At 45.3% G+C, this 20,447-nt stretch carries 24 protein-coding genes and 1 other annotated feature (1 of these 25 only partly in view); of the genes, 4 read left to right on the top strand and 20 right to left on the bottom strand.

Features of this window, described 5'->3' with window-relative positions; all coding sequences use genetic code 11:
* Nucleotides 1-16 precede the first annotated feature (16 nt).
* The 9 genes from GPK49_RS04950 to GPK49_RS04990 form a co-directional block, all read right to left on the bottom strand.
* The gene (locus tag GPK49_RS04950; RefSeq protein ID WP_215676930.1) at nt 17-619 is read right to left on the bottom strand and encodes a hypothetical protein; all 603 of its coding nucleotides are present in this window, start codon (nt 617-619) and stop codon (nt 17-19) included.
* A 34-nt stretch (nt 620-653) separates the two neighbouring features.
* Nucleotides 654-1,136 carry a hypothetical protein gene (locus GPK49_RS04955; RefSeq protein ID WP_215676931.1) on the bottom strand — a complete coding sequence of 161 codons (483 nt, stop codon included), beginning with the start codon at nt 1,134-1,136 and terminating at the stop codon, nt 654-656.
* Nucleotides 1,137-1,181: 45 nt separating this feature from the next.
* A complete protein-coding gene (locus GPK49_RS04960; protein WP_215676932.1) occupies nt 1,182-1,763 on the bottom strand; it encodes a hypothetical protein in 582 nt (193 codons plus the stop codon).
* Nucleotides 1,764-1,788: 25 nt separating this feature from the next.
* Complete coding sequence (locus GPK49_RS04965) at nt 1,789-2,916, bottom strand: M56 family metallopeptidase (protein ID WP_215676933.1); 1,128 nt, start codon at nt 2,914-2,916, stop codon at nt 1,789-1,791.
* 13 nt (nt 2,917-2,929) lie between these two features.
* The gene (locus GPK49_RS04970) at nt 2,930-3,337 is read right to left on the bottom strand and encodes a BlaI/MecI/CopY family transcriptional regulator (protein ID WP_215676934.1); all 408 of its coding nucleotides are present in this window, start codon (nt 3,335-3,337) and stop codon (nt 2,930-2,932) included.
* Nucleotides 3,338-3,514: 177 nt separating this feature from the next.
* Nucleotides 3,515-4,771, bottom strand: coding sequence for a M56 family metallopeptidase (locus GPK49_RS04975; protein WP_215676935.1), 1,257 nt, complete (start codon nt 4,769-4,771; stop codon nt 3,515-3,517).
* Between the two features lie 12 nt (nt 4,772-4,783).
* The gene (locus tag GPK49_RS04980; RefSeq protein WP_215676936.1) at nt 4,784-5,137 is read right to left on the bottom strand and encodes a BlaI/MecI/CopY family transcriptional regulator; all 354 of its coding nucleotides are present in this window, start codon (nt 5,135-5,137) and stop codon (nt 4,784-4,786) included.
* A 127-nt stretch (nt 5,138-5,264) separates the two neighbouring features.
* Entirely contained in the window at nt 5,265-5,411 is a 147-nt protein-coding gene (locus GPK49_RS04985; RefSeq protein ID WP_215676937.1) for a hypothetical protein, read from the bottom strand.
* Between the two features lie 30 nt (nt 5,412-5,441).
* A complete protein-coding gene (locus GPK49_RS04990) occupies nt 5,442-5,693 on the bottom strand; it encodes a hypothetical protein (RefSeq protein ID WP_016408335.1) in 252 nt (83 codons plus the stop codon).
* Nucleotides 5,694-5,879: 186 nt separating this feature from the next.
* On the opposite strand from GPK49_RS04990, the gene GPK49_RS04995 reads away from it, so the two are divergent.
* Both GPK49_RS04995 and GPK49_RS05000 read left to right on the top strand, forming a co-directional pair.
* Nucleotides 5,880-6,833: a radical SAM protein gene (locus tag GPK49_RS04995; protein WP_277119205.1), complete on the top strand. Its 954-nt coding sequence runs from the start codon at nt 5,880-5,882 to the stop codon at nt 6,831-6,833.
* Nucleotides 6,826-7,167 (top strand): cupin domain-containing protein, encoded by a 342-nt coding sequence (locus GPK49_RS05000; RefSeq protein ID WP_215676938.1) that lies wholly within the window; start codon nt 6,826-6,828, stop codon nt 7,165-7,167. The genes GPK49_RS04995 and GPK49_RS05000 overlap by 8 nt, the downstream gene beginning before the upstream one ends.
* A gap of 36 nt (nt 7,168-7,203) precedes the next feature.
* On the opposite strand, the gene GPK49_RS05005 is transcribed toward GPK49_RS05000, so the two are convergent.
* Both GPK49_RS05005 and GPK49_RS05010 read right to left on the bottom strand, forming a co-directional pair.
* Nucleotides 7,204-7,875: a DUF4085 domain-containing protein gene (locus tag GPK49_RS05005; protein WP_215676939.1), complete on the bottom strand. Its 672-nt coding sequence runs from the start codon at nt 7,873-7,875 to the stop codon at nt 7,204-7,206.
* 125 nt (nt 7,876-8,000) lie between these two features.
* Nucleotides 8,001-9,299 (bottom strand): homoserine dehydrogenase, encoded by a 1,299-nt coding sequence (locus tag GPK49_RS05010; protein ID WP_215676940.1) that lies wholly within the window; start codon nt 9,297-9,299, stop codon nt 8,001-8,003.
* Between the two features lie 287 nt (nt 9,300-9,586).
* Here GPK49_RS05010 and GPK49_RS05015 point away from each other — a divergent pair, with 287 nt between their 5' ends.
* Nucleotides 9,587-11,014, top strand: a complete 1,428-nt coding sequence (locus tag GPK49_RS05015; RefSeq protein ID WP_215676941.1) for an alanine/glycine:cation symporter family protein — start codon at nt 9,587-9,589, stop codon at nt 11,012-11,014.
* Between the two features lie 84 nt (nt 11,015-11,098).
* On the opposite strand, the gene GPK49_RS05020 is transcribed toward GPK49_RS05015, so the two are convergent.
* The 3 genes from GPK49_RS05020 to GPK49_RS05030 form a co-directional block, all read right to left on the bottom strand.
* Nucleotides 11,099-12,445 (bottom strand): aminotransferase class III-fold pyridoxal phosphate-dependent enzyme, encoded by a 1,347-nt coding sequence (locus GPK49_RS05020; protein WP_016408329.1) that lies wholly within the window; start codon nt 12,443-12,445, stop codon nt 11,099-11,101.
* 133 nt (nt 12,446-12,578) lie between these two features.
* The gene (locus GPK49_RS05025; protein ID WP_118579586.1) at nt 12,579-13,679 is read right to left on the bottom strand and encodes a YkvI family membrane protein; all 1,101 of its coding nucleotides are present in this window, start codon (nt 13,677-13,679) and stop codon (nt 12,579-12,581) included.
* Between the two features lie 223 nt (nt 13,680-13,902).
* On the bottom strand, nt 13,903-14,460 hold the full coding sequence (locus GPK49_RS05030) for a helix-turn-helix domain-containing protein (RefSeq protein ID WP_016408327.1): 558 nt from the start codon (nt 14,458-14,460) through the stop codon (nt 13,903-13,905).
* A 138-nt stretch (nt 14,461-14,598) separates the two neighbouring features.
* Here GPK49_RS05030 and GPK49_RS05035 point away from each other — a divergent pair, with 138 nt between their 5' ends.
* On the top strand, nt 14,599-15,504 hold the full coding sequence (locus GPK49_RS05035; RefSeq protein ID WP_215676942.1) for a LysR family transcriptional regulator: 906 nt from the start codon (nt 14,599-14,601) through the stop codon (nt 15,502-15,504).
* 55 nt (nt 15,505-15,559) lie between these two features.
* Here the strand turns inward: GPK49_RS05035 and GPK49_RS12915 are convergent, their stop codons facing one another.
* The 6 genes from GPK49_RS12915 to thrS all read right to left on the bottom strand — a co-directional run bounded on the left by GPK49_RS12915 (nt 15,560) and on the right by thrS (nt 20,194).
* The gene (locus tag GPK49_RS12915) at nt 15,560-15,685 is read right to left on the bottom strand and encodes a hypothetical protein (RefSeq protein WP_318283838.1); all 126 of its coding nucleotides are present in this window, start codon (nt 15,683-15,685) and stop codon (nt 15,560-15,562) included.
* A gap of 152 nt (nt 15,686-15,837) precedes the next feature.
* Nucleotides 15,838-16,749, bottom strand: coding sequence for an AEC family transporter (locus GPK49_RS05040; protein WP_215676943.1), 912 nt, complete (start codon nt 16,747-16,749; stop codon nt 15,838-15,840).
* A gap of 82 nt (nt 16,750-16,831) precedes the next feature.
* A complete protein-coding gene (gene rplT / locus GPK49_RS05045) occupies nt 16,832-17,185 on the bottom strand; it encodes a 50S ribosomal protein L20 (RefSeq protein WP_016408323.1) in 354 nt (117 codons plus the stop codon).
* A gap of 56 nt (nt 17,186-17,241) precedes the next feature.
* The gene (rpmI, locus tag GPK49_RS05050) at nt 17,242-17,442 is read right to left on the bottom strand and encodes a 50S ribosomal protein L35 (RefSeq protein ID WP_016408322.1); all 201 of its coding nucleotides are present in this window, start codon (nt 17,440-17,442) and stop codon (nt 17,242-17,244) included.
* 52 nt (nt 17,443-17,494) lie between these two features.
* Nucleotides 17,495-17,989, bottom strand: coding sequence for a translation initiation factor IF-3 (gene infC, locus GPK49_RS05055; RefSeq protein ID WP_118579598.1), 495 nt, complete (start codon nt 17,987-17,989; stop codon nt 17,495-17,497).
* Between the two features lie 297 nt (nt 17,990-18,286).
* A complete protein-coding gene (gene thrS, locus GPK49_RS05060) occupies nt 18,287-20,194 on the bottom strand; it encodes a threonine--tRNA ligase (protein ID WP_215676944.1) in 1,908 nt (635 codons plus the stop codon).
* 83 nt (nt 20,195-20,277) lie between these two features.
* Nucleotides 20,278-20,447 (bottom strand) — a binding site (T-box leader); it runs 36 nt beyond the window's last position.

The raw sequence follows: 20,447 nt of genomic DNA on the forward strand, positions 1-20,447 counted from the left end.
TTCTCCAACACCTTTTTTATTCCAGATATAATAGAGACCGCAGTGTGCCATCCTTATAGAATGTCAGCATGTAAATATGCCCATCCTCCATCACAAGCGTCACATCCACAGAATTATGCGGTGTGCCTTCCTCCGTATTATCAAAATACGCGTCTCTGATTTCCCTGTCATCCCCCAGCTGCTCCGCAACCAGTGCCTTGGCAGAATCCAGTATTTCCTCACTCTCGATGATTTCCTTCATCTCCTGCGCAGAAATAAACTCCAACGGATGCGCTTCGCCGCCTCTGACAAAGTGGATGCGGTTCTTGTCCTCCGTAATCCAGACGGCATAATCCCAAGCCCCGTCATAAAGCTGCACAAACCAGCCATCCGGCTGAATACTGCTGTCCTGATTATAGGATGCGTCCCCCTCCAGAGCGTATTTATTCGCCCCGAAAATCTTCTCTATGCCGTTCTCCGCAATGGAAATCGCGCTTTCCTTGCTGTTGCATTTCGCAATCTGCTGAGAGAGACTCATGCGCCCTTTGCTGTCAGAAAGCGCCTTCGCCTCTCCCGCAGCACAGCCCGTTGTGATAGATAATAGAAGCATCACGCTCAGAATCATTTTTCTTTTCTTCATATCCCTGTCCCCTTTTTCTTTATCAAAATTTACCTCATGCAATTTCAATCATCGTTCTGATAGAAATCACCCTGCCATCTTCAAGCACCTGTATTTCAAAAGGTGTTTTCCCAAGCTCTCCATTTCCCGCATCAAATTTCTCCAGAAACTCAGATACCTCTTGTGTTGTATACATACGGGTTTCATTATCTTCCGAAATAAATAAAGCACCTGTATCATAAAAATCGTATCTTGTTTCGTCATTTAATGTGAATGTGAGTTTCTCATCCGAAGGATTATAGATATAGTATCCATTCGTCATATCTTCCTCTGTTAAGTTTAAAGAATCTATCCAATACTTATCTGCTAAATCAATAAACTTAATCTCATCAACAATCAGCTGATTATCCTTAACCGTCAGATAGCCTTCATATACATTGTATGCCCCGGTCATGTCCTGCTTCTGCGGTTCCTTTCCGCACCCCGTTGCACCAATCAGCAGTAAAACTCCAAGAAACAAACCAATCTGTTTTTTCATCTGCATTCCCTCCATTTCTATATAGCATTTCTCACCTGTCCACGCTTACGATTCCCCCAGTGACACCACCTTCCATGCCGCTTCTGCATCCTCCTTCACCATATAAGCATTCCAATGATAATCCCCCGAAGCCTCTTTATCCTGCTGATCCTCATAATAGAAGCTCACATTATAGTAACGCCAGTCATAATCCTGCGCATCATAGTAAGGCGCATCCGCAGAAGGATTCTGATAAAACGACCGCGGCACCTCTGTCAGATTCAGAAATAGCACCTTGCCGTCCATTTCCTCTTTGATATAGTCTTCCAGCACCGCCTTCACCTCTGCATCCTCATCCTTTACCGCAGCACTATTCCCCCACAGCCCCAGACTCGCAACCGTCAGAATCAGAAAAACGAAATTGCAGATTTGCACCTTTCCGATTCCCTTTTTGCAGAAAAAGCTGCCATAGAAAAACAAAACCACACAGCAAAGCAGCAAAACCACCGCCATAAGCAGCAATGTCCGGCTCCGATAAATGCCGTAGTCACGTGCATAGCCGTCCTGATAAAATAATACGCAAAACCATACAACCAGAAGCACCGTCAGCACACCTAAAATAACCTTGATGATTCGATTCCTGTTCATGTGATTCCACCTCCGTCATCGTTTCTCATTTCTCGTCATTCTGCGCATCGTAATGCAATCCCAGATGTTCGATTTCCTCCACAGACATAAATATCATTTCCGGTTCATCCTCTATATAAAGCGTGTATACGCCATCTTCTCCATGCTTTATGATATAATCTGTTGTATAGATATAATCAAGATTCAGCCCCGGCGGTCTATATTCCGGCTGCAGCACGATACTATAAGAAAGGAAAAGCAGTGCAAAAATCATAAAATAAATACATTTTTCAATTTTTCTGTCCCTTTCAAACTGCATCATCACCGCAAACCGCTGTTTCAGATTCGCCTGTCGGAAAAACTGACTTCCGAACGGGTAGCTACGGCAGACGGCGCGCTCCCGTTTCATTTCCTGCAGCAGACACCCCAGATAATCGACCTTCTCCTGTTTGTTCAGCTTTCTGCTCACGCAGGAGTCGCAGTATACCTCAAGCAGCTGCGCGCAGGCATCTCTGAACAGATACACCAACGGATTCCACCAGAAAATGCACTCCAATACCATAACAATCAGCTTCATCCAGTTTGTCTTATTTGCGAAATGCTCCAGTTCGTGCAGGAAAATGTACCGCAGCTCACCCTCGGTATATGCCGCCTTCGGCAGGAAGATAATCTGCCTGAAATAGCCGAATTCCAGTATCGTTCGGATATTTTTATCCACAATCACCGTTGTTTCAAATGCATACCCGTTCTCCCGCTTGACCTCCTCCAGAATTTTCAGATAGCTTTCGTCGCAGATGCTCGGCAGATGTCCAAACCTGCGAACCAGCTGTCTGTAAAAACGAATCCTGCTCCACGCAATGCAGACCGTCCCCGTCATCCAGACCGCAAGCAGCAGCCACCGCACCTGCACCACAAAGCCGCCAATCGTAAACAGCTTTTTTCCCAGAAACGCGATAATCGCAGGATAAATCTGAAAGGAACTGATTTCTATTGTGCTTTCCACCTCTATCGGGAATAGAAGCTTCACCAGCAACGCCGCCCCCAGCACCGCAAATACCCTTAACGGAATCCGCAGCAACACCCTGTTGCTTCTGGATAAGCCTATAAAAAACAGAAAAAACAGATTGCTGAGCAGAATTGCCGTAATAAATGAATATCTCGTAACGAAAATCATACGTCTCCCCTATTTATACACTCTTTTTGCTGTAATCGTCCAACCAGTTTTCCAGTTCGGAAATAATTTTCTCGTCCTTTTCCTCATCGCCGCCCATCAGTCCGGATAAAAAGGAGGAAACATTGAACTTGTTCGTCTCATTTTCAAAAACCTCCGAAACCTGATTCGTGATGTAATCGGAAAGGCTCACCTTCGCCTCATATAAACGGCTGTTCACCTTCGCCACCCTCTGCGAACCGCAGACCGCAATATACCCGTTCTCCAACAGCTTATTCAGCAGAGGATGAATGGAATTCGCCGCCCATGTGCCCTCTTTTCTGTGCTGTAGGATTTCCGATGCCGTCAGCGGTTTGTCCATGCTCCAGAAAATCGTCATAATTTCATATTCCTTTGGAGATAAATAATTCTTTTGTACCTTCACTTCGCTTCACCCTTTTTCGACTATATTTTTTTCTACTGTATTTTTTTATATTATATAATCTGCGTTTTTCCGTGTCAATCTGCAATCCTTCACAATTCTTTCTCGATTTCGTCGCTTGTTTGACATCGTTTTTCGGTAATCTGACAAAAATTCCACCCGTACTTTTTTACAGATACCCTATTGCCGTAAGGAACCGCAATAATACCCCACATAGGTTCTGCCTGCTGTTTTTTCCCCATGAGAAAATGCGAGTATCCCTGTGTAAATTTCTCCGTCTTTCTCCATAGATACATGAATTACAGCAGGTGCAGGCGTTTGCGCCGTATATTTATACCCCCTGATAGCTACCGATTTTTCTGTTTCTTCCGCATCCCCCGAATACAGATACGGTTTCAGCTCCTCATAGGATAACGCCATATCTATTTCTTCATCGCCTACGAAACAGACCTTTTCCTCCGACACGTCCATAACCTGTATCCGGTTATTGTTTTCCTCATTCATTGCAACAGAAATATCTGTTGTCGCAAAAGCTGCTGCTGTCCCCGCAAAAAGAAACAGAGAGACCAAAAGCAGTCCCAAGGAATTTCTTTTCCAATGCATAATCATCAGGATTCTTTCCTTCAGCATACCCTTCTGCACAAAATGATTGCCGAAAGCAACGCTCTCCCTCTGTTTAATCGCCATATTGATAAGCGTTTTCGCATACAGCTCCTTTTTATCCTCATGCAGAATCCCGATAGCCTTCTTGTCACAGAAAATCTCCGTATCTCTCTCCAGATACCAATAAAGCAGCCACATACATGGGTTAAACCAATGGATACAAACAGCAATCACAGCTACAATTTTCCATATATAATGCAGATACCTGATATGTATCCCCTCATGCAGCAGAATACACTGCAGCGCTTCCTTGTCCTCCGTCGCTAAATTTTTCGGCAGAATAATAACCGGCTGAAAAAATCCATAGGATACAGGGCTGTCCACAAAATCCGATGTCCTTATTCTGATTCCGTTCATCGGCAATTTCAAGCCTTTCAGCGCAGACCTTATCTCCGCGCTCTGCACAAGGGCGGCATTTTCCGCAATATTACTACAGCACCTATGTACCCTTATAAAATATCTCGCAGAAAAAACCGCTACAGAAAAAATGAGTATCATACATATAACAGAAACAACAGCTTCCGCCCGTTCTGCAAAGATTCTCTCCGAAAGTGTAAAATCAAGACTTTTCTCAAACCATCCTCCGATACCTATTTTCGCATTATAAACGCTGTAAACAGACGGAATCGAAAACGGAATCAATGCCCGCAGCATTGCCAGCCACCATAAGCCACAGAAAAGCTCTATGGGCAATTTTTTCTTGAAAAGTGTCCGCAAAAGAACCGTAAACAATACAATACAGCCTGCAGAAAAGCTCATGTAAAGAAAATTCATGCTGCCCCCCCTTTATTTCTTCAGATCATCCACAATCTGAAATAATTCCTGAATCTCCTGCTCGGATAAATTTTCCTTGCTTAAATACGCTTTGAAAAAAGCTGTCTTTGAAGAATAGGATTTTTCAATCTGTTCCGATACACTGCTCATCTGCGCTTCTTCTCTCGTCATCGTTGCCCTGCAGCGAAAGCCCTTCTCGCTTCTCCTTACATATCCCTTATCAATACACTTCTGCAGCATAGTATAGGTAGTTGTCCTTTTCCAGCCTTCCTCCTCCCCCAGAATTTTTGCAACCTCTCCTGCCGCAAGCTCTCCGTATCTCCAGAGGATATTCAAAACCTTTATCTCCGAATCATAAAACTGCATATAAACATCTCTTTTCTATTTTCCGCATCATTTTGACTATAGTTATAGTCAGATTATAGCATTGTCTATAACTATAGTCAAACAGTTTTGGCAGTATCACAAATCGAACTTTATTTTCCATATTACTTCACGTATTGTGATATTCCGGCGCATCCACTACCTCAACTGTCCCATCTCTGCAAATTTGACATTCCTCGTCACAGGCTGTCTCCGTCCATTCTGAAAGATTCTTCCGCAGCAGATAAATCCTTTCTCCAAACAAAAAAGCGTCCATCCCTCCGATGAACGCCAAAATCTGCTGTTGCTATTTTTCTTCTATTTTAATCCGAAACCCTTCCGTCATTTTCCGATAACATTCCTCACAAAGGTCAAAGGCATCCTGCCTGCCATCCTGCTCGGAAAAATATCCCCATGTTTTTTCCGCATGGAAATAGTCCGCCCCCCTCAAGGGGATTTCCCTGCCGCAGCCATTGCAAACAACCTTAGAAAGAACCCGTTCTTCTCTCATGCCTGTCTGATATTCTCTCATGCTCGTTTCCTCCCCATGCTCCTTCACTTCTGTTTATCTCCTATCACCTGTTACAGACCATAGAATAGCATCTTTTTGTCGAAAAAGCAAAGGGGAATCTCTGGCAATGTCGTTCTCAAAAAACATCTCTTTCGTTCTTCTGTCGAAAAACAGTTGTCTTTTTCCGTTCCCCTATGATACAATCACAATAAGAAAGACAGAGGTGTACTTGCTATGGAAAAAATGAAAACCGCGTTATCCCATTGCGAAATCTGCCCCAGAGGCTGCGGCATTAACCGCACCGCAGGCAAAGCAGGGTGGTGTCATGCCCCCCTCCTGCCGAAGGTTGCTCTTGTCAGCGGACATCTGTGGGAAGAACCGCCCATCAGCGGCACAAAAGGCTCCGGCACAATCTTTTTCAGCCATTGCAATCTAGGCTGTGTCTTCTGCCAGAATCATACCATCAGTCAGGAGGGCTTCGGGCAAGAAGTCAGCATCCTCCGTCTGGCGGAGATTTTTCTGGAACAGCAGGAAAGAGGCTTTCATAATATCAATCTGGTTTCCGCGGTGCAGTTTATTCCGCAGGTGGCAAAGGCTTTGGAATCGGCAAGGGCGCAGGGTCTGCGGATTCCCGTTGTCTATAATTCCAACGGCTACGAATCCCTGACAGGCTTACGCATGCTGGATGGCTTGGTGGATATCTATCTGCCCGATTTTAAATATTGGAACAATGACCTCGGCGTTTCCTATTCCCATGCGCCGCACTACAGGGAAACCGCCGCAGCTGCCATTCTGGAAATGCGCAGGCAGATGCCGCAGGATGTTTTTGATGCAGAGGGTCTCCTGCAAAAGGGGCTGCTTCTGCGTCATCTGATATTGCCCGGGCAATATCGCGACAGCATGCGAATTCTCGACTGGGTGCGGGCATCCCTCGGCGAAGAAACTCTTGTTTCTCTCATGAGCCAGTATACGCCCCTGTATCGTGCAAAGGAAATCAAGGCACTTTCCCGCAAACTGACTACCTTTGAATATGAAAAGGTAATTGATTATTTTTTTGAAATCGGCTTAAAAAACGGTTTTATGCAAAAACGCTCTTCGGCAACCGGGGAATATACCCCAACCTTTGATTTATCGGGCGTTGCCGCCGCCGAAAGCTTTATGAAAAGAGAGGAGAATCATCATGATTAAAAAAGAGAGAGTTGTTACCGTAGAAGGTCTGAGAGATGGCAAGGGCAGTGTAGAAATCCATCACATTCTGGAAGGCGAGGATCTGATGGGGCATGGCACCATGTTCGCCCGCGTCATCGTAAAGCCTCACAGCTCCATTGGCTGGCATCAGCACGTCGGCAATACAGAGCCCTATTACATCCTCAAGGGTGTTGGTACCTTCGTGGATAACGACGGCACAAAAACAGAGGTACATCCCGGAGATGTCTGCTCCATCAAGGTTGGTCAATGGCATGCCATGGAAAACAATACCGATGAAGATATGGAAATGATTGCATTCGTTATGAACGAATAAAAATAAGGCGGACAGTCAGTCCGCCTTTTTCTGTCTTTATTTTAAAATTGTAAGCTGCTCCGCAAAAATCGTCAGATACCCAAGTGTACCGTTGCTTTTTCTGAGCAAGATATGGTATTCCTTGCCGCCCTCCGCAGCATAAGCCTCCTCTTTCAGCCATTTTGCCCCCAGAAGATAGCCTTCCTGCTTCAGAATTTTATAATTTTTAAAAACAGCCTTTTTCACATTGCCCTTCAGCGTCAGCGTCAATGTCGTTTCCTTCATTTCCACCCCCGTCAGCTCGCAGCCTGCGAAGGTCTCACTGCTCTCCTTCGTGCCGTCTGCGGCATATTCTGCCTCCTTTGCGTCTGCAAGCTTTTTCTGCTCCTCGCACCATGCTTTCAGCTGATGGCGCACCTCTTTTGTCGCAATGTCCAGTGCCAGCACGCGCATATCCGCAACCGCAGCCTTAATTTCGATGGGCAGAATCCTCTCCATGCGCTTTACGGTTTCCTCATGATGCTTCATAAATGCAACCTCAGCCGCAATTTTGTCAAAGGCTTCTCCTTCTTCTTCCTTCATCTGTTTCACAAAGGCACGGCGGCGGCGTGTATACAAATCCTTATAGTATTCCTCGGAAAATTCCTCCGCATTCTTGGAAACTGCCATATTCAAACACCAATCGGCAGCCTGACACGCTTCGTACCATTCTTTTGTAAAATACTTCATGTTTCTTTTTCCCCCTCTTTTCTTCACAGGATATATCATAACATCCCAAGAAAAGAAATGCCATTCATCATTCTTAACAAATTCAGACAGAAAAAGACAGACTATTTGTCTGTCTTTTCTAAAAATTATATGTTTCCAAGTGCATACACGCGAATAATGGAAGAAATTTCCTTTACCATTTCCATAGAGGAGAATTTCTTGATGGCATCCATAAATTTCTTTTCCGCCACCTCATGTGTTACCACAACGATTTCCGCATCATTTTCAATCGTTTCCTTCTGCAAAAGAATCGCAATGCTCGCATCATTTTCCGCAAAAACACCTGCCATTGCCGCCAATGTACCTGCTCTGTCCTCCAGTCTCATGCGGATGTAATATCTGCTGGTTGTATCGCCAATCTGCTTAATTGGCAGGTTCTTGTAGCAACTGCATCCAATGCGTCCGTTGCAGTGGAAAAGCATGTTGCGCGCCACATCCATAATATCGCCCACAACAGCACTGCCGGTCGGCAGGGCCCCTGCACCTCGTCCGTAAAACATCGCATCATCCACCGCATCCCCATGCACAAATACGGCATTAAAGGAATCGTTGACCGCTGCCAAGGGGTGGTTCTCAGGAATCATGGTCGGATGTACCTTTACCTCAATACCCGTTTCCGTATTCTTCGCAATCCCCAGAAGCTTGATGCTGCAGCCCATTTCCTTTGCATAGCGCATATCCTTCGCTGTAATTTTCGTAATCCCTTCCGTAAAAACATCATCAAAGGTAACCGATGTATGGAACGCGATAGAGGCCATAATAGCAAGCTTTCTGCCGGCATCGTAGCCCTCAATATCCGCTGTAGGGTCTGCCTCGGCATAGCCTAAATCCGTTGCCAGCTGCAAAGCCTCGCCGAAGTCCATACCATCCTCCTTCATCTTTGTCAGAATGAAGTTTGTTGTCCCGTTGATAATGCCCATGATTTCTGTAATATTATTGCCTGCCAGGCACTGCTTCAGCGGGCGAATAATGGGAATTCCGCCTGCCACTGCCGCTTCAAACAGCAAATCACAATGGTGCTCTCCTGCCAGCTCCAGCAGCTCATGTCCGTGCATTGCCATCAGGTCCTTATTGGCTGTCACAACATGCTTGCCCTTTTCCAATGCCGCCTTAATGTATGTACGCGCAGGCTCAATACCGCCCATCACCTCAACCACAATGTCAATGCTGTCATCGCCGATAACATCCTCCCAGACATCCGTCAGCTTTTCGGCAGGTATCCTGTCCGCATATTTTGCCTTATTCCGCACCAGAACCTTCACAACCTCCAGTGCCGCCCCAATTTTAAAGGGCATTTCCTCTTTCTGTCTTTCAATAATTTCATATACACCACCGCCAACAGTGCCCATGCCCAGTAAGGCGATTTTTCTAACTGCTTGCTCCATATTTTGTATCCTCCGTACACAATTTACCTTTAAAACCTTCGTCACTATTTTTTCGTGATAATAAAGATTTTAACAGGAAAATTTTGCTTGTCAATAGTTTTTGTCTTTTTTCTGCAAACATTTTTCCGTATCTCAAAAACATTTCGTATGCAAATGAATAAAATCACCTGCTTTCAGAGATATTAACCCCACCTCCTCTCCGGCTCTGTTCTTTTTTTCGTACTTATTTGACGAAACGGGTTCTTTCCTTTAATATAGTAGGAGTATTTTTTTGAAAGGAGTATTCTATGGAAGCATTTGCAAATATTATCAGCTTAATCAGCAGCTTTTTGTATAGCTATATTTTGATTGCCCTGCTCATCGCAGCAGGTCTTTATTTCACCATAAAAACAGGCTTTATCCAGTTCCGCCTGTTTGGAGAATCGATTCGCGTCATCGCGGAAAAAAAGGAGGACAGAGAATCCATTTCCTCTTTTCAAGCGCTTATGGTTTCCACCGCCTCCCGTGTCGGAACCGGCAACGTGGTCGGCGTAACGGGTGCCATCATTGCAGGCGGCGCAGGTGCCGTGTTCTGGATGTGGCTCATTGCCATCATCGGCAGTGCCTCCGCCTTTATCGAATCCACCCTCGCACAGATTTATAAGAAAAAGGGCGAGCATGGCTCCTATGGCGGCCCGGCCTATTATATCAAACAGGGGCTTGGCTCTCCGCTTCTGGGCGGTGCCTTTGCCGTTGCCCTCATCCTCACCTATATGGGCGGCTTTAATGCCCTTGCTTCCTTCAATATGACTGATTTCATCAAGGTCTATGTACCGGGCGAGCGGTCGTCCCTCTATATCGGTGCCATCGTTGCCGTTCTGGCAGGCATCGTCATTCTGGGCGGCGGCAAGCGCATCTCTCAGGTAACAGAGGTGCTCGTCCCCATCATGGCAGGTATTTATATTCTTGCAGCAGTCATTATTGTGCTCCTGCATATTCAGACTCTGCCCCTCGTCTTTGTCCGCATCTTCCGCGAAGCCTTCAGCGCGAAATCCGTTTTCGGCGGTCTTCTTGGTGCGGCAATGATGAACGGTATCAAGCGCGGTCTGTATTCCAATGAAGCCGGCATCGGCTCTGCCCCGAATGCCGCCGCTTCTGCCGATGTTTCCCACCCTGCCAAGCAGGGTCTGGTGCAGATGCTCTCCGTCTTTATCGACACCATCCTCATCTGCTCCTCCACCGCCTTCATGATTCTCTGTACGAATCTGGATGCCTCCGCCTATGTGGATGCCGCAGGAAATACCATGAATGCCGCCTATATTCAGGATTCTCTGGTCGCAAATTTCGGCTCCGCCGGCAGCGTTTTCATCACCGTTGCCCTCACGCTTTTTGCCTTCACCACGCTGGTCGGCAATTATTTCTATGCCGAAATGAATATCAGCTATCTTTACCCCAAGGCAACCAAAAATAAGCCCTTCATGCTGTTTTATCGCCTCTTGGCAGCAGTCATCATCTTCATGGGCGCGCAGTTCTCCGCAGGGCTTGCTTGGGACTTAGCCGATGTTCTCATGGGCATCATGGCACTGATTAACGTCCCCTCCTGTCTCATCATGGGAAAAACCGCCTGCAAGGCTCTGGTGGATTATCGGAAGCAGAAAAGCGAAGGCAAAAATCCCGTGTTCCACGCCGCCGATATCGGTCTAAGCGGCACAGATTACTGGATCGAAACCGAATAATATCAAAAAAAGAAGCATCCGAAACGAAGGAATTCCCTTTCATACGGATGCTTTTTTCGACTTTATCTTTTATTTTATTTCAGATTACCAGCCTGCACGGAATTCCATTACAGAATCGGGAATATCTCCATTTACATAATCCCGAATGGAATCCTTCAGAATTGCAAAGCCCTTTTTCAGATTTTCGGGTCTGATGTTCAGAGGGGGCTGTACACGCAGAATATTTTCGGACAGAGAAATAATCAGCAAGCCTCTTTCATACGCTCTGTACAGAATCTTGAATGTCCCGTCACCGTCGGGTACGTCATTGCCGTTTTCATCCTTCTTTGTCACAACCAGTGCGCAGGACATATCAATGCCCCTTCTGCCCGTGATAACATCGGGGAATGTCGCACGCAGGTCAGCAACACATTCCTCCAGCAGCTTTGTATTATCTGCCAGAATTTTCTGAAATTCGTCAGACTGCAAATAATCAAATGCCGCTACGCCGGCTGCACAGGCAGTCGCATTGCCGCCCAGTGTGAACAGGTGTGCAGGCGCAGGCAGACAATCCATGATTTCTGCTTTTGCCATAAAGCCGCCCAGAGGGAAGCCTGCACCGATGGATTTGCCCATGATGATACCGTCGGGGATGATATCATAATGCTCAATGCCAAAGAATTTGCCGGTACGATAGAAGCCCTGCTGAACCTCCTCGGAAATAAACAGGATACCGTTCTTTTTGCACAGGTCATACAGCTTTTTCATAAAGATAGGATGCCCTGCCAACAGCCCTGCATCACCCTGCACAGGCTCAATGATGACTGCCGCAACCTCCTCCGCAGGCAGATAGGTTGCAAATGCTCTTTCGATATCTGCGATACATTCCTTCTCGCAGGTTTCATCATCATAGGATACATCATAAAACGGGAAGCAGTAAATATCAGGCAGCATAGGGCCCATCTTTGCACGCATACGCGTTGTTACCATGGACATGGAAATAGAACCGTATGTGCTGCCATGGTACGCATTGATAAATGTGATGATTTTGCTTCTGCCGGTGTAGGCTCTTGCAAATTTCACTGCCGCATCATTCGCATCGGAACCACAGTTGCCGAAAACGATTTTTGCAGGCACGCCACCGGGGTAAACAGAAGTCAGCCGTTCCGCATATTCAATGCTCTTTCTGCCATAGGTATAAGCAATCGTATATTGAGAATAATTGTCCAGCTGTTCCTTTACAGCCGCCGTAATGATGGGATTGCAGCTGCCCAGATTCAGGGAAGATGCACTGGAAAGGAAATCGATATACTGGTTATCATCTTCATCGTAAATAACATCCTGATCAACCTTTTTGATTACCATAGGATAATAGGACAAATGCTGGGTAGGCGCAAAAACCTTTTTATCTCTTTCCACCCACGCATTACATTTCTCTGTATTCAATGCCATAAATACCACTCCTTACTTTAGGCCAATTCACCAATTTTCTCTTTTGTTTTTTGTTCATGTTTTTTTACAGAAACAACATGAACTAATTATATAACTCCAAAAAAATTTGTCAACCGCTTTTCAGCATTTCACGTTAATTTTTTTTAGCTTTTGAAATTTTGTAAATACCCAATGTCAGAATGGGAATTACATATACAATGAACATTACCCAAGCCAATGTACCGTATCCCTTCGCAATCAGCCCCGTCAGACCAAAGGAAGAAATTGCTGTTGTGCCTACCAGCAAAATAACTGCTACCACAGGTGTGGACCATTTCGGCACCTCCTGCCCTTTGTTTTTAAACGCCTCCGCGATACGGTCAGTGATGGAATAAATCAGACCGGAGCCTGTTTCAATCAGCGTACCAAACAGTACAATCTGGAAAATATAACGCAGCCAAGGCATATTCATCTGTGTCAGAATATAGTCAACCGGCAGCTCCTGCTCGATAATCGTAGGATAGAATCCACACATTGCGATAAAGAGAATGATCCCGGGCAAAATACCAATAAAGCCGGAAAGAACACCGGCAATCGCTGCATCCTTTGGTGTATCACTATGTTTAATGGTATACAAAACCGCAATGATAATCGCAAGATTGTAGAAGGAATACTGGAAACCACCGATTGCCCAATTCCCCGTGACAGGAACGGATGCAATATTGTGACCAATCTGTCCGCTGAAATTTGCGAATACCAGAATCAGGAACAAAATGTATACACCGTATAATACAAAGGACCATAAGGATAAAACCTTTTCAATCAAGGAAGAACCATTCATAACCAATGCAAATACTGCTACAGACATCCCGATAATCCCGATCCATTTGTTCAGCCCAAATAATTCATGCAGAATCGAACCGGCTGAAGCAGATACAACCGCCAATACAATAACAATAAAGCAGATGTAAGCAATTTCAAAAACAACCCAGCCGGGGCCCATCAGCTCCTTCATAAAGCTCTTATAATCATATTTTTTGAAAATTTGTGCAAACATGAAGGATATCGCACAGATAAGGGACCACACCAGCAGAGATACGATACACATGCCGAGCAAGCCGCCCTTCGGGCCGTACCCCATAAAGTACTCTACCAGTTCACGCCCTGTTCCGTAGCCGCCGGCAATTACGCAAGACTGAAATACAATGCCGGGAACAAAATACTTTTGAAACCTTTTCGATGTTAAAATACTCATAGACCTTCCTCCTATCTTTTCTGTCAGGGGGTTCTTGTGCCTTTTCTGTTGCCTTTTTTCTTTTGTATCCGTCCTCATTAAATTATTTAGCTATATTATATATAGTTTAACGCTTATTGTCAATAAGAACTACTTAAATTTATTTAGAATAATTAAATTTTTATAAATGCTAAAAAAAGACACATCTCATTTGAAATGTGTCTCCTGCTTCAAAATTATTTTTTTAATAATAGGCGGGCGAAATTGTTGCCACCGCTTCTACGTCTTCATCCGTAGGATTATACAGCTGATGATACGTCTTTGGCGGCACATAAATACTGTCTCCCTCATTCAGGGTATAAACGGTATCCCCGATATGATATTCCAATGTTCCCTTCAGCACCAGGGTACATTCTCCCGCTTCTTCGTGATATTGCACAATCGTACTGCCCCAGCTTTTCGGGCCAAGGCGCAAACAAATCATCTCCATCTGCGTGCAGATATTCTTATTCCTGCTGTAGGGTGTCGCAAACTGATACTCCATGTTGATATCAGCAAATTGTATTTTTGTGCGCTTATCCTTCCGGATGACAGTCACCTGCTCCTCCTCTTCCTCTGTAAATAAAGAAACCAAGGGGATTTCCAGCACCTCTGCAATCCGCATCAGTACGGAAAGAGAGGGACTAATCAGATTACGCTCAATCTGTGAGATATATCCCGGTGTCACCTCTGCTTTTTCTGCCAGCTCTTTTCCGGTAATCCCCTTTTCCGTCCGGATAAATTTTATTTTTTCGCCAATCATGTATCTTTCCCCTTTCTGTCCTTCCATTATACTACAACCGCCGATAAACTTTCAACGAAAACCTTTTGTCTCATAAAATATTCTGACCTTGTCTTTTTCCCGTTTTCCCTGTAAGATAGAAAAAAGGAGAAGATTACAATGGAACTGAGAAATATCAAATCATTTATCAAAGTAGCGGAATTTGAAAACTTTTCCAAGGCGGCGGAGGTTCTGGGCTATGCACAATCCACCATCACCCTGCAAATTCAACAGCTGGAGCAGGAATTGGGTGTCAATCTGTTTGACCGCATCGGCAAGCGTGTGCTGCTTTCCGAAAAGGGGCGCGCCTTTCTTTCCTATGCGAATGATATGGTACAGCTGGAAGCGGAAGCCATCGAAACCGTTTCCGAAAATACCACCCCTACAGGCACCCTGCGCATCGGCACGATTGAATCTATCGCCAGCTCCTTTCTGCCCCTGCTTCTGGAAGAATATTTGAAAAAATGTCCGCAGGTGCATCTGGATATTATCATCGGCGTGACGCTGGAATTATATGACCAACTGGAAAAGGGCAATCTGGATATCATTTTCCTTGCCGACCGTCCTGCCTATCACCCTACCCTGAAAACCGTATTTTCTCGCCCGGTTGCCGTTCCTTTTATCGCCTCTGCGGAGCATCCTCTGGCGAATCAAAAGAACGTGCCCCCTGAGCGGCTGATGGAAGAAACCATCCTTCTGACCGAAAAAAACAACAACTATCGCCAGATTTTCGATGAACTGGCAATCCAGCACGGTGCATCCTTTCATCATACGCAGGAGATTTCCAGCTTTGCCATCATTCTGCATTTCCTGCAAAAAAAGATGGGCATCTCCTTCCTGCCCAAATATGCAACCCTACCTATCCTGCAAGAAAAAAATCTCGCTCTCTTTACCGTAGCGGGCTTTGATATCAAAATGGATCTGCTTATTTTTTATCACAGGCAAAAATGGGTTACCCCTGCCATGAAATATTTTACGGAAACCGCAGAGGAATTTTTCTCCCCTTCCGCAGCGTCCAACCCATAAAAAGACATAAAAAATCCGGTCACTTGATATCCTCAAATGACCGGATTTTCCTTCTTTAACATACAACGCTGAAAGGCACATAGCCTGTTCCGTTCATAAATGCACAAACTGCGCACAGCGCAACCACAAAAACGCCCACTGCTACAACTTCTCTTGCCCACTGTTTATCTACTTTTTTCATGATGATGCCTCCCTTGATTTTCAATATGCTCTTTGAATAGGAGGTTCCGGAACCCATCTCTTTCTTACAGCCTTATCATAGCACAGCTTTATTTATTTGTAAAATTGATTATTTCCATAAAAATAATCAGTTAAACTGATAAATAGCGCAATTTAATAAACCTTCAAAAGCATCAGCAGAATCGTCATCACAACCATGCTAAAGGGCAGCATCAGCGAATTTAAAACCGCCGCCACCGAACGATTATAGCCGCAGCGTTCCGTATAAATCGGCGCAACACTCAAAATGGGCGAAAAAACAATAATTGCCAAAACCTGACGATACCGCAGCGGTATAGGCAGGAAATGATAAATCAGCAAAGAAAATGCAATCCCCAACGCCATTCGCAGTAAAAAAACGCCTGCCATGTCCTTCCTCTCGCTGCGGTTGATTTTCGGCTCAAACAAAATCCCGATTAAAAGCATTGCAAGAAAGGAGTTTGCCTGTCCAATCATCCCTGCAACCGTGTAGACGGGCTGCGGCAGATGGATTTGCGCCGCACAAAGCAAAATCATCACCAAATAGGTCACAAACGGCATAGAGGAAAAAAGCGTCCGCAAAATCTCCTTGCCGTTCACGCTCCCCTTGGAAATCACCATCGCAATCGAGAAGGTAATCCCAAAGCACATAATCGCGTTGCCAACATCAAACATGCAGACCAATGCCACCGCATCCGCCGCAAAAAAGCTGGACATATAGGGCAGTGTGCAAAGCCCGATATTAAACCCTGCCGTATTGATGATATAAAACGCCCGATGGGCGGGGGATTTTTTCCGCGTCAGCAGCAGCACAACGGCAATCGCAATAAAGTTCACCGCAAAGCCAATGCCAATCGCCATCAGATAGCTTCTGTTCAGCTCCAGCCCTTGAAAGTTTTTGATAATCGCCATCGGCAGTGTAACCTTCAGCACGAGCTTGCTTAAAAAGCCGCTGTCATCCAGAGAAAAAAGCCCGATACGCTTCAGTACAAACCCCAGCGCAATCATAAACAGAAAGCCGCCCGCCTTTATCAATATTTCATCCATAAAACGCCTCCCATTTCCTGCGTATAAAAAAGGGCTTCCATCTATCATAGACGAAAGCCTTTTTTCAAATTCTGTTTTTCGATTACAGAGCTGCCTTTGCTGTTTCTGTCAGCTTTGTGAATGCAGCGGGATCGGATACAGCCAGTTCTGCCAGCATCTTTCTGTTGATGTTTACACCGGCAACCTTCAGACCATGAATCAGCTTGCTGTAGGAAATTTCGTTCATTCTTGCAGCTGCGTTGATTCTTACGATCCACAGGCTTCTGTATTCTCTCTTTGTCTGTTTTCTGCCTGCGAAAGCAAATGCCATTGCCTTCATTACAGACTGTTTTGCTACTCTGTACTGTTTGGATCTGGCACCACGGTAGCCTCTAGCCAGCTTCAGTACTTTTTTATGTTTTTTTCTAGCGTTCAGCGCGCCTTTTACTCTTGCCATTGTAAAGTCCTCCTAATAAATTATACTCGAAAAATAACTGTCCCAAGAATGCTTGATTATGCGTAAGGCAGCAGTGTCTTTTTAACCTTGTTTTCTACTGTTCTGTCTACGGTTGTAGCATGTCTCAGATTTCTTTTTCTCTTTCTGGACTTTTTACCAAGAATGTGCTGTGTGTTGGATTTGTTTCTTTTCAGCTTACCTGTGCCGGTAATTTTGAATCTTTTAGCAGCAGCTTTTTTTGTTTTCAACTTAGGCATTGTATTTTCCTCCTAAAAATGTTTTGTGATAGTTTCCTTCCGCCTTTGCGGATCAGTTCTTTGGTGCAAGGAACATAACCAGGCTCTTGCCCTCCATCTTCGGCTGCTTATCCACCGTGCCGAATTCCTCTGTTGCCTTTGCAAAATCCTCCATGATCTGCATGCCAACCTTGGAATGACCGATTTCACGTCCTCTGAAACGGATGCTGATTTTCACCTTGTCGCCGTCCTTCAAAAATTCGTTTGCTTTTTTGACTTTTACCTGAACATCATGTGTATCGATGCTGGGGGACAAACGCAGTTCCTTTACATCAACAGTTTTCTGCTTCTTTCTGGCTTCTTTTTCTTTCTTTGCCTGATCGAATTTGTATTTACCGTAGTCCATAATGCGGCATACGGGGGGTTTCGCTGTTGGTGCGATCTTTACCAGATCGAGCTTTCTTTCGTCAGCGATTTTCTGGGCTTCTCTGGAAGAAACGATACCAAGCTGTTCGCCGTTTTCGTCAATCAGTCTGATTTCCTTGTCCCTAATTTGTTCGTTAATCATCAATTCAGTAATTGTCAAGCACCTCCCAAATAAACTGTGTCCACAAGCGCCCTTTCCAAAAAAGAAAAGCGCCGGAAGAATCCGCCGCACACAGAAAAACAGAGCAACCCTCTGTTTGGATACTGTATTAACCCTATTTGCCCATGCCATAAGGTGAGAAGCGGAACTTCTTCTTTGTTTTACTAAAGCAGTATATCATGTATATCCCCTATTGTCAAACATTTTTTGCCGATTTTACGGGATTTTTAAAAACAGGGTGAGGATTTCTCCCCACCCTTGTTTCTTTTCTTATAAAAATCAATCCAGAACCTTTGTATCGATTTCTTCCTTGATTCTTGCAATGAAATCTGCCAGAGCAACCTGACCTTCCTCGCCGTTCTTTCTGGAACGCAGGGAAACCATGTTTGCTTCCTGATCCTTTTCCCCCACAACGATGATGTAAGGTACTCTTTCGTTTCTTGCCTCTCTGATTTTGTAGCCAATCTTTTCTGCACGGTTGTCTGTTTCCACACGAATACCTGCTGCATCCAGTGCATCCTCTACACTCTTTGCGTAGTCTGCAAATTTTTCGGAAATCGGCAGCACCTTAACCTGTACAGGAGACAGCCATACGGGGAACTGACCTGCGAAATGCTCAATCAGAATACCGATGAAACGCTCAATAGAGCCGAAGCATACGCGGTGAATCATAACAGGGCGTTTCTTTGTGCCGTCTGCTGCTGTGTATTCCAGCTCAAATCGTTCGGGCATCTGCATATCCAGCTGAATGGTACCGCACTGCCATGTTCTGCCGATGGAGTCCTCCAGATGGAAGTCAATCTTAGGGCCGTAGAATGCACCGTCGCCTTCGTTGATTGTGTAGTTAATGCCGTTTTCATCCAGTGCGTTCTGCAAGCCTGCTGTTGCAATTTCCCAAGCCTCGTCAGAGCCCATGCTGTCTTCGGGTCTTGTGGACAATTCAATGTGATATTTAAAGCCGAACAGCTTATATACACCGTCAATCAGGCTGATTACGCCGGAAATTTCATCCTTAATCTGTTCTTCTGTCATGAAAATATGCGCGTCATCCTGGTTGAAGCAACGAACACGCATCAGACCATGCAGTGCGCCGCTCTTTTCGTGTCTGTGTACCAGACCGATTTCAGCCACACGCATCGGCAGGTCTCTGTAGGAGTGCATATCCTGCTTATAAACCAGCATACCGCCGGGGCAGTTCATAGGTTTTACCGCATAATCCTCACCGTCGATGACTGTTGTATACATGTTATCTTTGTAGTGTTCCCAGTGACCAGATCTGTACCAAAGCTCTCTGTTCAGAATGATGGGTGTAGAAATTTCTACATAGCCTGCTTTTTTGTGGATTTCTCTCCAGTAATCCAGCAGTGTGTTTTTCAGTACCATACCCTTAGGCAGGAAGAAGGGGAAGCCGGGGCCTTCATCCAGCAGTGCAAACAGCTTCAGCTCCTTGCCCAGCTTTCTGTGGTCACGCTTCTTTGCTTCCTCCATCATTGTCAGATATGCGTCCAGTTCGGATGCCTTGGGGTAAGCAGTCCCGTAAATTCTGGAAAGCATTTTGTTCTTTTCGGAGCCTCTCCAGTAAGCCCCTGCAACAGAGGTCAGCTTGATTGCCTTCACTGTCTTTGTGCTCATCAGGTGAGGGCCTGCGCACAGGTCTGTGAAGTCCCCCTGCTTGTAGAAGGAAATAATTGCATCCTCAGGCAAATCCTGAATCAGCTCTACCTTGTAGGGTTCTTCTCTTTCTTCCATATATTTGATTGCTTCTGCTCTGGGCAGCTCAAATCTTTCAATAGGAATATCTTCCTTCGCAATCTTCTTCATTTCAACTTCCAGTGCTTCCAGTTCTTCCTGTGTGAAGGCCTTTTCTCTGTCGAAGTCATAATAGAAGCCGTCTGCAATGGCAGGGCCGATTGCAATCTTTGCTTCGGGATACAGACGCTTTACTGCCTGTGCCAGAATATGAGATGCTGTGTGGCGGAATGCCATTTTCCCTGCTTCATCCTCAAATGTACAGATAGAAACCTCAGCATCCTTGTCCACAACAAAACGTAAATCCTTTACTTCGCCGTCAACGATACCGGCGCAGGCATTTCTTGCCAGACCCTCGCTGATGGATTTTGCAATCTCCAGAACGGAAACCGCATTGTCAAACTCTTTTACTACGCCGTCTTTCAGTGTAATCTTCATTGCTATCTCTCCTTTTTAGAACATTTTTCCTTGAAAGAGAATTTTGGGCAAAAGAAAAAGCCCATCATCCACTTTCCTCTACGAAAAGGGACGAGAGCATCTACTCCCGCGGTTCCACCCTAATTGTTCTGATTAAACCACTCATTTCCGACGATAACGGAGTCACCGGGCTGTATTAAAGCCGCTCAGAGGTGGTTTTCGTTCTCTTTCCAAAGCAGGATGCTCCCAGCAAAATACATCCCTCTCTGTGGCA

This window comes from Clostridium sp. MCC345 (assembly GCF_018785345.1).
In the GTDB taxonomy this organism is placed as follows: Bacteria; Bacillota; Clostridia; order Lachnospirales; family Anaerotignaceae; genus Anaerotignum_A; species Anaerotignum_A faecicola.

Excerpts from the sequence above, each read along its gene's own strand:
- GPK49_RS05005 (WP_215676939.1), bottom strand. The coding sequence starts at position 7,875 with ATGAAGTATTTTACAAAAGAATGGTACGAAGCGTGTCAGGCTGCCGAT.
- GPK49_RS05030 (WP_016408327.1), bottom strand. The coding sequence starts at position 14,460 with ATGATTGGCGAAAAAATAAAATTTATCCGGACGGAAAAGGGGATTACC.
- GPK49_RS05020 (WP_016408329.1), bottom strand. The coding sequence starts at position 12,445 with ATGGCATTGAATACAGAGAAATGTAATGCGTGGGTGGAAAGAGATAAA.
- GPK49_RS05035 (WP_215676942.1), top strand. The coding sequence starts at position 14,599 with ATGGAACTGAGAAATATCAAATCATTTATCAAAGTAGCGGAATTTGAA.
- GPK49_RS04980 (WP_215676936.1), bottom strand. The coding sequence starts at position 5,137 with ATGCAGTTTTATGATTCGGAGATAAAGGTTTTGAATATCCTCTGGAGA.
- rpmI (WP_016408322.1), bottom strand. The coding sequence starts at position 17,442 with ATGCCTAAGTTGAAAACAAAAAAAGCTGCTGCTAAAAGATTCAAAATT.
- GPK49_RS04995 (WP_277119205.1), top strand. The coding sequence starts at position 5,880 with ATGGAAAAAATGAAAACCGCGTTATCCCATTGCGAAATCTGCCCCAGA.
- thrS (WP_215676944.1), bottom strand. The coding sequence starts at position 20,194 with ATGAAGATTACACTGAAAGACGGCGTAGTAAAAGAGTTTGACAATGCG.
- GPK49_RS12915 (WP_318283838.1), bottom strand. The coding sequence starts at position 15,685 with ATGAAAAAAGTAGATAAACAGTGGGCAAGAGAAGTTGTAGCAGTGGGC.
- GPK49_RS05040 (WP_215676943.1), bottom strand. The coding sequence starts at position 16,749 with ATGGATGAAATATTGATAAAGGCGGGCGGCTTTCTGTTTATGATTGCG.
- rplT (WP_016408323.1), bottom strand. The coding sequence starts at position 17,185 with ATGGCAAGAGTAAAAGGCGCGCTGAACGCTAGAAAAAAACATAAAAAA.
- GPK49_RS05010 (WP_215676940.1), bottom strand. The coding sequence starts at position 9,299 with ATGGAGCAAGCAGTTAGAAAAATCGCCTTACTGGGCATGGGCACTGTT.
- GPK49_RS05015 (WP_215676941.1), top strand. The coding sequence starts at position 9,587 with ATGGAAGCATTTGCAAATATTATCAGCTTAATCAGCAGCTTTTTGTAT.
- GPK49_RS04955 (WP_215676931.1), bottom strand. The coding sequence starts at position 1,136 with ATGAAAAAACAGATTGGTTTGTTTCTTGGAGTTTTACTGCTGATTGGT.
- GPK49_RS04960 (WP_215676932.1), bottom strand. The coding sequence starts at position 1,763 with ATGAACAGGAATCGAATCATCAAGGTTATTTTAGGTGTGCTGACGGTG.
- GPK49_RS05025 (WP_118579586.1), bottom strand. The coding sequence starts at position 13,679 with ATGAGTATTTTAACATCGAAAAGGTTTCAAAAGTATTTTGTTCCCGGC.
- GPK49_RS05000 (WP_215676938.1), top strand. The coding sequence starts at position 6,826 with ATGATTAAAAAAGAGAGAGTTGTTACCGTAGAAGGTCTGAGAGATGGC.
- infC (WP_118579598.1), bottom strand. The coding sequence starts at position 17,989 with ATGATTAACGAACAAATTAGGGACAAGGAAATCAGACTGATTGACGAA.
- GPK49_RS04965 (WP_215676933.1), bottom strand. The coding sequence starts at position 2,916 with ATGATTTTCGTTACGAGATATTCATTTATTACGGCAATTCTGCTCAGC.
- GPK49_RS04975 (WP_215676935.1), bottom strand. The coding sequence starts at position 4,771 with ATGAATTTTCTTTACATGAGCTTTTCTGCAGGCTGTATTGTATTGTTT.
- GPK49_RS04950 (WP_215676930.1), bottom strand. The coding sequence starts at position 619 with ATGAAGAAAAGAAAAATGATTCTGAGCGTGATGCTTCTATTATCTATC.
- GPK49_RS04985 (WP_215676937.1), bottom strand. The coding sequence starts at position 5,411 with ATGGACGCTTTTTTGTTTGGAGAAAGGATTTATCTGCTGCGGAAGAAT.